General features: G+C 59.4%; 12 protein-coding genes. 5 read left to right on the top strand and 7 right to left on the bottom strand.

The window, feature by feature from the left end; translation table 11 throughout:
* Positions 1-174 precede the first annotated feature (174 nt).
* Positions 175-1035 (bottom strand): glycerophosphodiester phosphodiesterase family protein, encoded by an 861-nt coding sequence (locus tag NKJ21_RS19110; protein WP_060876702.1) that lies wholly within the window; start codon positions 1033-1035, stop codon positions 175-177.
* Positions 1036-1194: 159 nt separating this feature from the next.
* Between NKJ21_RS19110 and dinB the strand changes: the two genes are divergently transcribed.
* Positions 1195-2250 (top strand): DNA polymerase IV, encoded by a 1056-nt coding sequence (dinB, locus tag NKJ21_RS19115; RefSeq protein ID WP_008805269.1) that lies wholly within the window; start codon positions 1195-1197, stop codon positions 2248-2250.
* 2 nt (positions 2251-2252) lie between these two features.
* Positions 2253-2705: a GNAT family N-acetyltransferase gene (locus tag NKJ21_RS19120; RefSeq protein ID WP_254733148.1), complete on the top strand. Its 453-nt coding sequence runs from the start codon at positions 2253-2255 to the stop codon at positions 2703-2705.
* 41 nt (positions 2706-2746) lie between these two features.
* Here NKJ21_RS19120 and pepD read toward each other — a convergent pair whose 3' ends face one another.
* A complete protein-coding gene (gene pepD / locus NKJ21_RS19125) occupies positions 2747-4204 on the bottom strand; it encodes a cytosol nonspecific dipeptidase (RefSeq protein WP_012968882.1) in 1458 nt (485 codons plus the stop codon).
* 257 nt (positions 4205-4461) lie between these two features.
* On the opposite strand from pepD, the gene gpt reads away from it, so the two are divergent.
* From gpt to crl, 3 genes are all read left to right on the top strand, one after another.
* Positions 4462-4920 (top strand): xanthine phosphoribosyltransferase, encoded by a 459-nt coding sequence (gene gpt, locus NKJ21_RS19130; RefSeq protein WP_002889733.1) that lies wholly within the window; start codon positions 4462-4464, stop codon positions 4918-4920.
* A gap of 105 nt (positions 4921-5025) precedes the next feature.
* The gene (frsA, locus tag NKJ21_RS19135; protein ID WP_012542786.1) at positions 5026-6270 is read left to right on the top strand and encodes an esterase FrsA; all 1245 of its coding nucleotides are present in this window, start codon (positions 5026-5028) and stop codon (positions 6268-6270) included.
* Positions 6271-6327: 57 nt separating this feature from the next.
* The gene (gene crl / locus NKJ21_RS19140) at positions 6328-6726 is read left to right on the top strand and encodes a sigma factor-binding protein Crl (protein WP_004178681.1); all 399 of its coding nucleotides are present in this window, start codon (positions 6328-6330) and stop codon (positions 6724-6726) included.
* A gap of 85 nt (positions 6727-6811) precedes the next feature.
* On the opposite strand, the gene csiR is transcribed toward crl, so the two are convergent.
* The 5 genes from csiR to lhgO form a co-directional block, all read right to left on the bottom strand.
* Complete coding sequence (gene csiR / locus NKJ21_RS19145) at positions 6812-7504, bottom strand: DNA-binding transcriptional regulator CsiR (protein ID WP_008805273.1); 693 nt, start codon at positions 7502-7504, stop codon at positions 6812-6814.
* 45 nt (positions 7505-7549) lie between these two features.
* Positions 7550-8950, bottom strand: coding sequence for a GABA permease (gabP, locus tag NKJ21_RS19150; protein WP_002889795.1), 1401 nt, complete (start codon positions 8948-8950; stop codon positions 7550-7552).
* 135 nt (positions 8951-9085) lie between these two features.
* A complete protein-coding gene (gene gabT, locus NKJ21_RS19155) occupies positions 9086-10369 on the bottom strand; it encodes a 4-aminobutyrate--2-oxoglutarate transaminase (RefSeq protein ID WP_008805274.1) in 1284 nt (427 codons plus the stop codon).
* Positions 10370-10381: 12 nt separating this feature from the next.
* Complete coding sequence (gabD, locus tag NKJ21_RS19160) at positions 10382-11830, bottom strand: NADP-dependent succinate-semialdehyde dehydrogenase (protein ID WP_048267472.1); 1449 nt, start codon at positions 11828-11830, stop codon at positions 10382-10384.
* 23 nt (positions 11831-11853) lie between these two features.
* Complete coding sequence (gene lhgO, locus NKJ21_RS19165) at positions 11854-13122, bottom strand: L-2-hydroxyglutarate oxidase (protein ID WP_032734866.1); 1269 nt, start codon at positions 13120-13122, stop codon at positions 11854-11856.
* Positions 13123-13139 lie beyond the last annotated feature (17 nt).

Below are 13139 nucleotides of genomic sequence, written 5' to 3' on the forward strand. Positions count from 1 at the left end.
CGGCCTTCCGGGAACGTCTCAGCGATGTTGAGGCCGCCAGCACCGGCAGTTTCAGTTGCCCCAGGCCCGGCGGTGATTTGGGACCGTAGGCCGGGTCAGGCGCTAGCCGCCACCCGGCAATAGCATGCCAGCAATGTGAGGCCGCTTTCGCGGCCTTTTTAGCCGTTGACTCCCTTACTGCCAGCTTTTCGCCTGTGCCGGAGAATCCACCATCACCCCGTCGGCGCCCAGCTCCTTCGCCGTGCGGTAGTCTTCCGCACTGTTGATGCCGAAGAAAATAATGTGCGCTTTGCCCTGTGAGCGGAAGCAATCCATCGCCTCTTTATCCCAGGTGAGCGTTGCCGGGGAGATCCCTTCGCCAAGGGTAAACTTCTCCACCACCTCCACCTTGCGCTTCAGCTCCAGCCCATACCACTGCTCGCCCTCGTGCTGGCTGCTCAGTTGACACTGGTGGCTGAGTGAAATAGTCGCAAGTTTAGTGCGAGTCTCGCTGCGGGTGACGAAGCGGGGAATAGCCGATGGCAGGGCGGCGATATAGCGGTCATCGGTGGAATAGACCCGCACGCGATCGAGGCTGTCGGTGGCTTTTAACACCGCCAGCAGGCGTTCGCCCATCACCGCCGGTTCGGCATCTGGAGATTTGATATCGATATAGAAAAAAGTGTGCGGCCACTGTTGCAGCACGCTTTGCAGGGTCGGGATCGTGGCCTGCTTACCGCGCCACGGGTGGCTGTCATCCCCCCATTTCCAGCCGGCGTCGACTTTCGCCAGCTCGGCGGCGGTTAAGCTGGAGACCTTACCCTCGGCGTTGGTCAGGGCGGAGAGATCGCTTGAACGGTAGAGTACCGGTACGCCGTCGCGGCTTAACTGCACCGTGACCCAGATGGCCTCAGCGTGGTTCTCCAGCGCCAGTTTAATAGCTGGCAGGGTATTTTCCGGCGCATCGCCGGTACCGCCGCGGTGGGCAATCAGCTGTGGGTTAGCTAAAGCGCTGCTGGCGGCCAGCAGGCAAAGGGCGGTGAGTCGTTTCTTCATGATTGTATCTTTCAGATTAGTTGATTAACGTTATGAAAATAAACATGATTTATTGCACTTTTATGTTGTCAGCGTTTTTTTGACCACCGGAGTAAAAAAAGCATCAAACTGGCGCGCAGTTTTGCTATGCTGTATGGGTATACAGTGTTGAGTCTGACGATGCGTAAAATTATCCATGTCGATATGGACTGTTTCTTTGCAGCGGTGGAGATGCGCGACAACCCGGCGTTGCGTGATATCCCCCTCGCGATAGGCGGCAGTCGGGTACAGCGTGGCGTGATTAGTACCGCGAACTATCCTGCGCGTAAGTTTGGTGTGCGCAGCGCCATGCCGACGGCAACGGCGCTCAAGCTGTGCCCGCATCTCACGCTGCTTCCCGGCCGCTTCGATGCCTACAAAGAAGCCTCGAATCATATCCGCGAAATTTTCTCCCGCTATACCTCGCGCATTGAGCCGCTGTCGCTGGATGAAGCCTACCTTGACGTCAGCGACAGCGTGCATTGTCACGGGTCGGCCACTCTAATAGCTCAGGAGATCCGCCAGACCATCGAACGGGAGCTGCACCTCACCGCCTCGGCGGGCGTGGCGCCGGTGAAGTTTCTCGCTAAAATCGCTTCCGATATGAATAAACCCAACGGCCAGTTCGTTATCGCTCCCCATCAGGTGGCAGAGTTTGTGCGGGCGCTGCCGCTGGCGAAAATACCCGGTGTCGGAAAGGTGTCGGCGGCGAAGCTGGAAAATATGGGCCTGCGTACCTGTGGCGATGTGCAGAACAGCGATCTGGCCATGCTGCTCAAGCGCTTCGGTAAATTCGGCCGTATTCTGTGGGAGCGCAGCCACGGGATTGATGAGCGGGAAATCCATAACGATCGGCAACGTAAATCGGTGGGCGTGGAGCGGACGTTAGCGGAAGATATCCACGAATGGTCAGCGTGCGAAGCGATTATCGAAAATCTCTATCCCGAACTGGAGCGGCGGCTGGCGAAGGTCAAACCGGACCTGTTGATCGCCCGCCAGGGGATTAAACTGAAATTCAATGACTTCCAGCTGACCACTCAGGAGCACGTCTGGCCGCGGCTGAACAAAGAGGATCTGATTGCCACCGCCCACAAAGCCTGGGATGAGCGGCGCGGCGGACGGGGCGTGCGTCTGGTTGGGCTCCATGTGACGCTGCTCGATCCGCAGCTGGAAAGGCAGCTTTTATTAGGGATTTAACCATGCATATTCGTGCTTACCGCGACAGCGATTTGCCATTGCTCTGCCAGATCTTTCTGCGCGCGGTGCAGGAAACGGCGAGCCGGGACTATACCCCGGCGCAGATTGCGGCCTGGGCGCAGATGGATGAGACGCGCTGGCGACAAAAGCTGGCTGACTCAGTCGGGCGGGTGGCCGTGGTTAACAATCAACCGGTTGGCTTTATCACCGCCATCGGGACGCATATCGATTTGCTCTTTGTCTCGCCGGATCACGCCCGGCAGGGTATCGGCGGCGCGCTTATCGAGGCGCTCTGCGCTCAGTATCCTGCGCAAATCCTGACGGTGGACGCCAGCATTACCGCAAAGCCCTGTTTTACGGCCCATGGATTTAAAGTGGTGGCGGAGCAGCGGGTGGCAGCCCGTGGGGAGTGGTTTATTAACTACCGGATGGAAAAACGCGTGGCGCTAAGGTGATGCGGGGAAAACCGGCGGCGGGCCGCCGCCGGTGGTGGGGCTTATTTAGCCGGAATGGCTTTCAACAGCTCGGTCAGCAGCGTCCAGTACTGACCGACGCTTTCGATATGTACCTGCTCATCCGGGGAGTGCGGACCGGTAATGGTTGGCCCGATGGAGACCATGTCCATCTCCGGATACGGTTTTTTGAACAGACCGCATTCCAGACCGGCGTGGATGATCTGGATGTTCGGCGTCTTGTTGAACAGACGCTGGTAAGTCTCGCGCACCAGGTGCATTACCGGCGAGTTGGCGTCCGGCTGCCAGCCAGGGTAAGCGCCTTTGGCTTCGGTTTTCGCCCCCGCCAGTTTACCCAGAGAATCCAGCATGCTGACCACGTAGTCTTTGCCGCTGTCGATCAGCGAGCGGATCAGGCAGTGGATCTGCACGTTGTCATCGGTCATGGTGACGACGCCGACGTTCAGCGAAGTTTCCACTACGCCTTTCGCCACGTCAGAGTTGCGGATAACCCCGTTCGGCGTGGCGTTCAGCAGGCGGATGAAACCGTCGCGGGAAGCCTGCGTCAGCGCTGCTTTGTCGTTATCAACCGCTTCCAGGAGCACTACCAGGTTCTTCTCTTTGGCCTCCAGCTCGTTTTTCAGCAGCGCCTGGTAAGTATTCACCAGCGCTTTCAGCGCATCGGCTTTATCCGCGGCGACGGCGACGGTTGCGTATGCTTCGCGCGGGATGGCGTTGCGCAACGTACCGCCGTTGAAATCGACCAGACGCAAATCCAGCTCATCGGCGTGGCCGGCGAGGAAGCGCGACAGCAGCTTGTTGGCGTTACCCAGACCCAGGTGAATGTCACCGCCGGAGTGGCCGCCTTTCAGCCCTTTTAAGGTTACTTTAAAGCTTTGGAACCCGGCCGGAATCGCTTCGCGAGTCAGCGCCAGGTTAGAGGTGAAATCGATCCCGCCGGCGCAACCCATGTAGATTTCGCCTTCTTCTTCGGAGTCGGTATTGATCAGGATATCCGCCTGCAGCCAGTTGGCCTGCAGACCGAACGCGCCGTCCATACCGGCCTCTTCGGTCATGGTCAGTAGCACTTCCAGCGGGCCGTGAGCGACGCTGTCGTCGGCCAGCACCGCCAGTGCGGACGCCATCCCGATGCCGTTATCCGCGCCCAGCGTGGTGCCGCGCGCTTTCACCCATTCGCCGTCAATGTACGGCTGGATCGGATCTTTGGCGAAGTCGTGGACGGTATCGTTGTTTTTCTGCGGCACCATATCGAGGTGCGCCTGCAGCGCTACCGGCTTGCGGTTTTCCATACCGGCAGTCGCGCCTTTACGAATCAGAATGTTGCCAACCTGGTCACGTTCCGCGTGTAAGCCTTTTTCTTTTGCCCAACCCATAATGTGCTCGGCGAGCTGTTCTTCGTGATAGGACGGGTGCGGGATGGAGCAAATCTTGGCAAAAATATCCCAAAGCGGCTGCGGGGATAGTTGAGACAGTTCAGACACGGTAAGTCTCCTTACAGACTCCTGCATACAGCGGTTGCAGGACGAGGGTTAGCGTTAAAATACACAACAAGCCCGGGCTTGCGCGATGGGGTTGAGAATACCACTTTCCATCGCCGCAGGTAGTGTAAACAACGCAAAAAGCGTTGCGCAAACCGCTTAACACTGGTTTTTAGTGCGTCAGATCTCTATAATCTCGCGCAACCATTTTCCCCCTCGAACATTATTTAAGCCGTATTACACAGGCTGGGACACTTCACATGAGCGAAAAATACGTCGTCACCTGGGACATGTTGCAGATTCACGCCCGCAAACTGGCCAGCCGTCTGCTGCCGGTTGAGCAATGGAAAGGCATTATTGCCGTCAGCCGCGGTGGACTGGTACCGGGAGCCTTACTGGCGCGTGAACTGGGCATTCGTCATGTTGATACCGTATGCATCTCCAGCTACGACCATGATAACCAGCGCGAGCTGAAAGTGCTGAAACGCGCGGAAGGCGATGGCGAAGGCTTTATCGTTATCGACGATCTGGTGGATACCGGCGGTACCGCCGTGGCGATCCGCGAAATGTATCCAAAAGCACACTTTGTCACCATTTTCGCCAAGCCGGCAGGCCGCCCGCTGGTGGACGATTACGTTGTGGATATTCCGCAGGACACCTGGATTGAACAGCCGTGGGATATGGGCGTGGTGTTTGTACCGCCTATCGCAGGTCGTTAATTCTTCAGGACAGTGCTATTTACCACGCCCGGCTTGCCGGGCGTGGTTTTTTTTATCCTTTAGCAGGTTACAATAACAGGAGTGGCACTACGACGGAGGCTGCACATGTCACAGGCTAACCTCAGCGAAACGCTGTTTAAACCCCGCTTCAAACATCCCGAAACCTCTACGCTGGTGCGTCGGTTTTCCGCCGGAAAACCGCAGGCGATGCAGTCGGCGCTGAGCGGCAATCACGTCGATCACTGGTACCGTCTGATCAACCGTTTGATGTGGATCTGGCGCGGCGTGACCCCGCAGGAGATCCTCGATGTGCAAGCGCGCATTGTGATGAGCGAGGCCGAACGAACGGATCCAGAACTGTTCGATACCGTTATCGGCTATCGCGGCGGCAACTGGATCTTTGAGTGGGCGAAAGAGGCCATGCAGTGGCAGCAAAAGGCCGGGCAGGAAGCCGATCCTTTGCTGAGCGGCCGCCACTGGTTGCATGCATCGAACCTGTATAGCATTGCCGCTTATCCGCATATTAAAGGCGATGAGCTGGCCGAACAGGCGCAGGCTTTAGCCAACCGGGCGTATGAAGAGGCCGCCCAGCGGCTGCCGGGCTCGCTGCGCGAACTGGAGTTCACCATTCCTGGCGGTTCGCCAATAACCGGCTTTTTGCATATGCCAAAAGGCGATGGGCCGTTTCCGACGGTGCTGATGTGCGGGGGCCTGGACTCACTGCAGACGGATTATTACAACCTGTATGAGAACTACTTCTCACCGCTCGGTATTGCCATGCTGACGATCGATATGCCTTCCATCGGCTTCTCGTCAAAATGGACGCTGAATCAGGACACCAGCCTGCTGCACCAGCACGCGCTGCGCCATCTGGAAAATGTACCGTGGGTCGATCATACCCGGGTCGCGGCCTTTGGCTTCCGCTTTGGCGCCAATATCGCGGTCCGTCTGGGTTACCTGGAGCCGCAGCGGCTGAAGGCTGTGGCGTGTCTGGGCCCGGTCGTTCATGGTCTGCTGGTGGATCCCCTGCATCAGGGGCGCGTGCCGGAGATGTATCTTGACGTGCTGGCCTCGCGGCTGGGCATGCATGACGCGTCCGATGAAGCGCTGCGCGTGGAGCTCAACCGCTACTCGTTAAAAACCCAGGGACTGCTGGGGCGCCGTTGCCCGACGCCGATGCTTTCCGGCTTCTGGAAGGACGATCCGTTCAGCCCCGAAGAGGAGTCGCGGTTAATCACTTCGTCATCTGCCGATGGCAAACTGCTGGAGATCCCGTTTAACCCGGTGTATCGCAATTTTGATCACGCATTGCGACAGATCGCCCGCTGGATCAATCATAGATTTGGTTAATTTATTGCTAAATTCTATTGGTTTGGTAAAACAGTTGCATCACTAAAGGAGATCGCAATGACGTTACCGAGTGGACACCTGAAAAGTAAGTTGATCAAGAAATTCACGGCGCTAGGGCCTTACATTCGCGAAGAGCAGTGCCATGACAACCGTTTCTTTTTCGATTGCCTGGCAGTTTGCGTCAATGTTAAGCCCGCACCGGAGAAGCGTGAATTCTGGGGCTGGTGGATGGAAATGGAAGCACAAGAGTCACGTTTCACCTATAGCTACCAGTTTGGCCTGTTCAATAAAGAAGGTTCATGGCAGGCGGTCGACATTGACGACCCGGAAGTGAGCGAGAGACTGGAAAAAACGCTACGCGAGTTCCACGAGCGCGCGGCAGCACTGCTGACCACCTTTAATCTGAAGCTGGAACCGGCCGACGATTTCAGCGAACCGGTTCGCCTGCGGGCCTGATTGATCTACGGATACGATTTCTCCACGCCCGTGCGGCGTGGAGGAGCGTGCCGCCATACCCGTAATTTCAACCCCACCATCTGACTCACCCTGCCTGCGGCGACAGCTTGCCAGCCATCGCCTGTTGAATAATCGGGATAGGGGTCAGTAAGTGCTCGCGCATCAGCGCGCTGGCTCGTTCGGCATCGCGCGCCAGAATGGCGTCCAGCAGGGTCTGGTGCTGGACATGCTTGTCTTCCAGCATCTCCACCGACAGCACGGTGGTGCGCAGCCAGATGAAACGGTAGCGCGCCGCCAGATCGAACAGCCTTTCGCGCATCTGCAGCAGATACTGGGAGCCGCAGCCGGCGACGATGGCGGTGTGAAACGCCTGATGGCGCTGGTCCCATTCATCGAGTAAGCGCTCACTGGCGTCACAGGACTCCAGCTTGTTGAGCAGATGGGCGCGGGCCAGCAGCTCGGCTTCCCACTCGTCGCCGCCGCGTTCGATGGCGAGGCGCACCAGCATGGCTTCCATATTGGCGCGCGCGTCGAAGATATCGAGAAGCTCCTGCTCCGACATGGGCGCCACCCGATAGCCTTTCTGATTAACCACCGTCACCAGCCTTTCCGCCACCAGCTGCGAGAGCGCCTCCCGCAGCGGCCCGACACCGAGCTCATAGCGCGACGTCAGCAGGCTCATTCGCAGCTTCTCATCGGGTTGGTAGACCCCGCGGATGATGTCGTTTTTCAGCCAACGGTACCCGTCAATGGCCGTCGCCTGGGGAATGGCGGTCATGTTCTTACTCCTGAATACTCTTCCCGGCGGGCGCCGGGAACAGGGTTAACGCGTATTTTGCAGCGGCAGTTTTTGCCACAATACCAGCTTTTTCCAGCGCGACATAATCGGGACTGTACAAATAATTCCCAATGCTAACAGGCCGGTAGAGATCACCTCCAGCTGCTGCGCCGGACGGAACAGCATCACCACCAGCACGAAGGTGATAAAGGCGATCACCAGCCAGGTCAGGTACGGATAGAGCCACATTCTCAGACGGATCTCGCCGCCTTGCGCCTGAAGGATTTTGCGCATCCGCAGTTGTGAAACGGCGATCACCAGATAGACCAGCAGGGCGATGGCGCCAGAGCTGTCGATGAGGAATTTAAACACCTTCGCGGGCGCATAGTAGTTCACCACTACGGTGAGGAACGCCGCGCCGGTGGAGAGCAGCACCGCCACGTACGGAGTTTTGCTGCGGTTGGTCCGGCCCATGATGGCCGGCGCATCGCCGCGACGGCTCAGGGAGTAGAGCATCCGCGAGGCGGTATACAGCGCCGAGTTCAGACAGCTGGTGACCGACAGGAGGATCACGCCGTCCATAATCAGCTTCGCGTAGGGAATATGCAGCAGCTCGAGCACCGAGCGGTAGGAACCGATGCTCTTCAGCCCCGGCATATTCCATGGGATGAGGGCGACGACGATAAAGATCGAGCACAGATAAAAAATAGAGATACGCCAGATCACCGAGTTGGTGGCGCGGACGATGTGTTTATCCGGCGTGTCCGATTCGGCGGCGGCAATGGTGACGATCTCCGCGCCCATAAAGGAGAACATGGTGATCAGCATCGCGCTCAGCACCGCGCCGAAGCCGTTCGGCATAAAGCCGCCGTGGTCCCACAGCCGCGAAATGCCGCTGACCTCGGCATAGGGATAAAAACCGGTAATGGCGACCGCGCCCAGTACGATAAACGCCAGAATAGCGATCACTTTGCACAGCGCCAGCCAGAACTCGAATTCACCGTAGTTCTTGACGCTCAGCAGGTTACTGCCGGTGAGGGCGAGAGTGATGACCAGGGAGAACAACCACACCGGGACGCCCGGCACCCACGAATGCAGAATAATCGCCGCGATATTGGCTTCCAGCGGAATAACCAGTACCCAGAACCACCAGTACAGCCAGCCGATGGTATACCCCGCCCAGCGGCCGATGGCTTTGTCGGCGTAGGTGGAAAAGGAGCCAGTATCCGGCGTGGCGACGGCCATTTCGGCCAGCATACGCATAATCATCACCACCAGCAGCCCGGCAAACAGATAGGCCAGCAGCACCGCCGGGCCCGCTTCGGCAATGGCGACGCTGGAACCGACAAATAAACTCGCGCCGATCACCCCGGCGATAGATAACATCGTGACGTGGCGCGACTTCAGTCCCGCCCCTAAATCCTGTGATTGCGACAGTTGCCCCATCATTTACCCTCTCGAAGTGTGTCACCTGGGAGAGCGCCCCGACATTCCCGCGCCGGGGCACGCGTATTATTGTTGTTTTGCAGGTCTCGTCTTCATTCCCTTACGAACGTACTTCGCTTCCGCATGTGTTCTGTTCTATGCCTGTTTCGCCTCGGTAAAGCAGTCGGCGATGATCTTGAGACCCTGCTCGATCTGCGCCTCTTCAATGGTCAGCGGCACCAGGATGCGCAGCACGTTGTAGTACGGCCCGCAGGAGAGCAGGATCAGGCCTTTGTCGCGGGCGCGGGCGACGATATCCGCCGTCAGTCTGGCGTTAGGCTTGCTGCGGTCGCCCTCTTCAAACAGCTCAATGGCGATCATCGCCCCCAGGCCGCGAACGTCACCGATCTCCGGATGATCTTCTGCAATCGCCAGCAGGCCCTGGCGCAGGGTGTCGCCAAGCTGGTTGGCTTTTTCCAGCAGGTTCTCCTGCTCGAAAATCTGTAATACCGCCAGGGCGGCGGCGCAGGCGATGGGGTTGCCAGCGTAGGTGCCGCCGAGTCCGCCGGGGGCGATGGCATCCATCACCTCCGCCCGCCCGGTGACGCCCGCCAGCGGGAAACCGCCGGCGATGGATTTGGCGAAGGTGGTGATATCCGCCGCCACGCCCATCTGCTCCATGGCGAACAGCGTGCCGGTACGGCCCGCGCCGCTCTGGACCTCATCGGCGATGAGCATAATGCCGTGCTCGTCGCACAGGGCGCGCAGGCGCTGCATAAAGGCCGGGGAGGCGGCATAGAATCCGCCTTCACCCTGCACCGGCTCGATAATGATGGCGGCGATATCTTCCGGCGCGGCATCGTTTTTGAAGATGCGATGGATGCTGGCGATCGCCTCGTCATCACTGACGCCGTGCAGCGCGCACGGGTAGAGGGCGCGATAGACGTGGCCCGGCATTAACCCCATACCGGCGGAGTACGGGTTCACTTTCCCGGTTAGCGACAGGGTGTAATGGGTACGGCCGTGATAGGCGCCGGTGAAGGCGATGGCGCCGCTGCGCCCGGTTGCCGCGCGGGCGATTTTCACCGCGTTCTCCACCGCTTCCGACCCGGTGGTGACCAGCAGGGTTTTCTTGGCGAAATCACCGGGCACCTTCTGGTTCATCTTTTCGCACAGCGCCAGATAGGGCTCGTAGGCCAGTACCTGGAAGCAGGTATGAGATAGCTTTTTCAGCTGGTCTTCGACGGCGGCGACAACCTGCGGATGCAGATGGCCGGTATTGAGCACCGCGATACCGCCGGCAAAATCGAGATATTCCCGGCCTTCGACGTCCCACACCCGGCAATTCTCCGCGCGTTCGGCGAAGATAGGGTGGATCTGGCCGACGCCGCGCGGGACCGCATCGCTGCGACGCGCCATCATTGCTTTATTGCTGTTCATCCATCGCTCCTGTTAAAGGCCAATACACATATATTTGATTTCTAAGTAATCTTCGATGCCGTACTTCGACCCTTCGCGGCCGAGGCCGGAGGCCTTGACGCCGCCGAACGGGGCGACTTCGGTGGAGATAATGCCGGTGTTAATCCCGATAATGCCGTATTCCAGCGCTTCGCCGACGCGGAAGACGCGGCTCAGATCGCGGGCGTAGAAATAGGCGGCGAGGCCGAATTCGGTATCGTTGGCCTGGGCAATGACGTCGGCTTCATCCTTAAAGCGGAACAGCGGCGCCAGCGGGCCGAAGGTCTCCTCTTTCGCCACTTTGGCGCTGTCGGGAACGTTGACCAGGATGGTCGGCTGGAAGAAGTTGCCGCCCAGGGCGTGCGGTTTGCCGCCGGTGACGACTTTCGCGCCTTTGGCGATGGCGTCGGCAATATGTTCTTCAACTTTGGTGACGGCTTTCTCGTCGATCAGCGGGCCGGTGGTGACGCCATCCTGCAGGCCATCGCCGATGCGCAGTTTTTCCACCGCCTGCTGCAGTTTTTCAGCGAAACGGTCATACACCCCGTCCTGGACGTACAGTCGGTTGGCGCAGACGCAGGTCTGCCCGGCGTTGCGGAACTTCGACGCCAGCGCCCCTTCGACGGCTTTATCAAGGTCGGCATCATCAAAGACGATAAACGGCGCGTTGCCGCCGAGTTCCAGGGAGACTTTTTTGATGTCTTTCGCGCACTGCTCCATCAGCTGGCGGCCAATCTCGGTCGAGCCGGTAAAGGAGAGCTTGCGCACCAGCGGGTTGCTGGTCAGTTCGCCGCCGACGGCCCCGGCGGAACCGGTGACCACGTTGAACACCCCGGCGGGGATCCCGGCGCGATTGGCCAGTTCGGCCAGCGCCAGCGCTGAAAACGGCGTCTGGCTGGCCGGTTTCAGGACCATGGTGCAGCCGGCGGCCAGCGCCGGGCCCGCTTTGCGGGTGATCATCGCCGCCGGGAAGTTCCACGGGGTGATGGCGGCGGTAACGCCGATGGGCTGCTTAATCACCAGCAGGCGTTTGTCGGCCTGATGGCCGGGAATGGTATCGCCGTAAATGCGCTTACCTTCTTCGGCGAACCACTCAATAAAGGAGGCGGCGTAGCTGATTTCGCCTTTGGCTTCCGCCAGCGGTTTTCCCTGCTCGAGGGTCATCAGGCGGGCGAGATCGTCCTGATTCTCCATCATAAGATCGAACCAGCGGCGCAGAATATTCGCCCGCTCTTTGGCGGTCAGGGCACGCCAGGCGGGAAGGGCGCGATTGGCGGCTTCAATTGCTTCACGGGTTTCGTCGGCGCCCATTTTCGGCACACTGCCGAGCTGCTCGCCGTTGGCCGGGTTGGTCACCGCAATCACATCGCCGTTGGGCGCATCGCGCCACTGACCATCGATCAGCGCCTGCTGGCGAAACAGTGTCATATCGTTGAGTTGCATAATCGCTTCCTGTCTTAAGGGGGTTAACGGGTAAAAGCGGCGTGTAGTGTCTCCACGCTACGTGCCGCACGCAGCGTGCGTCCGGGATTGCTCTGGCTTTCCAGCAGGGTCTGCACCTTGCTGACGATGTGCGCGCCGATCGGGATAGCGGAGGTGGCCGCCGGCGATGGCGCATTGCAGGTATGTATCGAACGCGCGGTGGTGACGAAGAGAAAATCGTCGATCAGTTTGCCCTGCGGCGATACCGCCTGCGCCCGCACGCCGGCGGGCCACGGGCGTAAATCGCTCAGCGTCAGGCTCGGGCAGTATTTCTGCACCAGCCGCAGATAGCCGCTTCTGCACAGCGAATTCTTCATTTCGCCCAGTCCGGCGCGCAGGTTGTTTTGCAGTACCCGGCGGATGCCGGGCGAGGTGAGGATCTCCAGGGTATCGGCCAGCGAGATATCGCGCTTGCGGTAGCCTTCGCGCTTCAGAGCCAGCACGGCGTTGGGGCCGACGGTGACGCTGCCGTCGATCATGCGGGTCAGGTGGACGCCGAGGAACGGCATCGCCGGATCGGGGATCGGATAGATCAGATGGTTGACGATCTGGTTGTGCTGCGGCGCCAGCTGGAAATATTCGCCGCGGAACGGACAGATGATAAACCCGGGATCGACGCCGAGCATTTTCACCAGCCGATCGGCCATCAAGCCCGAACAGGCGATCAGCGTCGAGGCCTCATATTCTCCGCCCTGGCGGGTGCGGATCACCACGCCGCTGGCATGTTCTTTCAGGGCGCTGACTTCGGCGTCGTAGACGATCGTTCCGCCTTTCGCTTCGAAGATCTTCGCCATTGCCGCCGCCACGTCGCGGTAGCTGACGATGCCGCTGGAAGGGACGAAGATCCCGCCGAGCCCGGTAATGTTCGGTTCGCGCTCGCGTAGCTCCCCGGCGCTTAGCCACTCGCGCTGCAGGCCGTTGGCGGCGGTGCGATCCCACAGGGCGCGCATCCGCTCCATCTCCAGCGGCGAGGTGGCGACCAGCATTTTGCCGCAGACGTCATAGCGGATGCCGTTCTGCTCGCAAAACGCTTTGGTGGCGCGGTTGCCGGCGAGACAAAACTGCGCCTTGAGGCTGCCGGGGGTGTAATACACCCCGGCGTGGATCACGCCGCTGTTGTGGCCAGTCTGATGGCAGGCCGGACCGGTCTCTTTTTCCAGCAGCGCAATGCGGGCGTCCGGGTAAATCTCAATTAACTGCATGGCGGTCGACATGCCGATGATGCCGCCGCCGATAATCACGAAATCATACATCCGCTCAATTCCTTCGC

The organism is Klebsiella sp. SWET4 (assembly GCF_024296565.1).
Lineage (GTDB): Bacteria > Pseudomonadota > Gammaproteobacteria > Enterobacterales > Enterobacteriaceae > Klebsiella > Klebsiella variicola.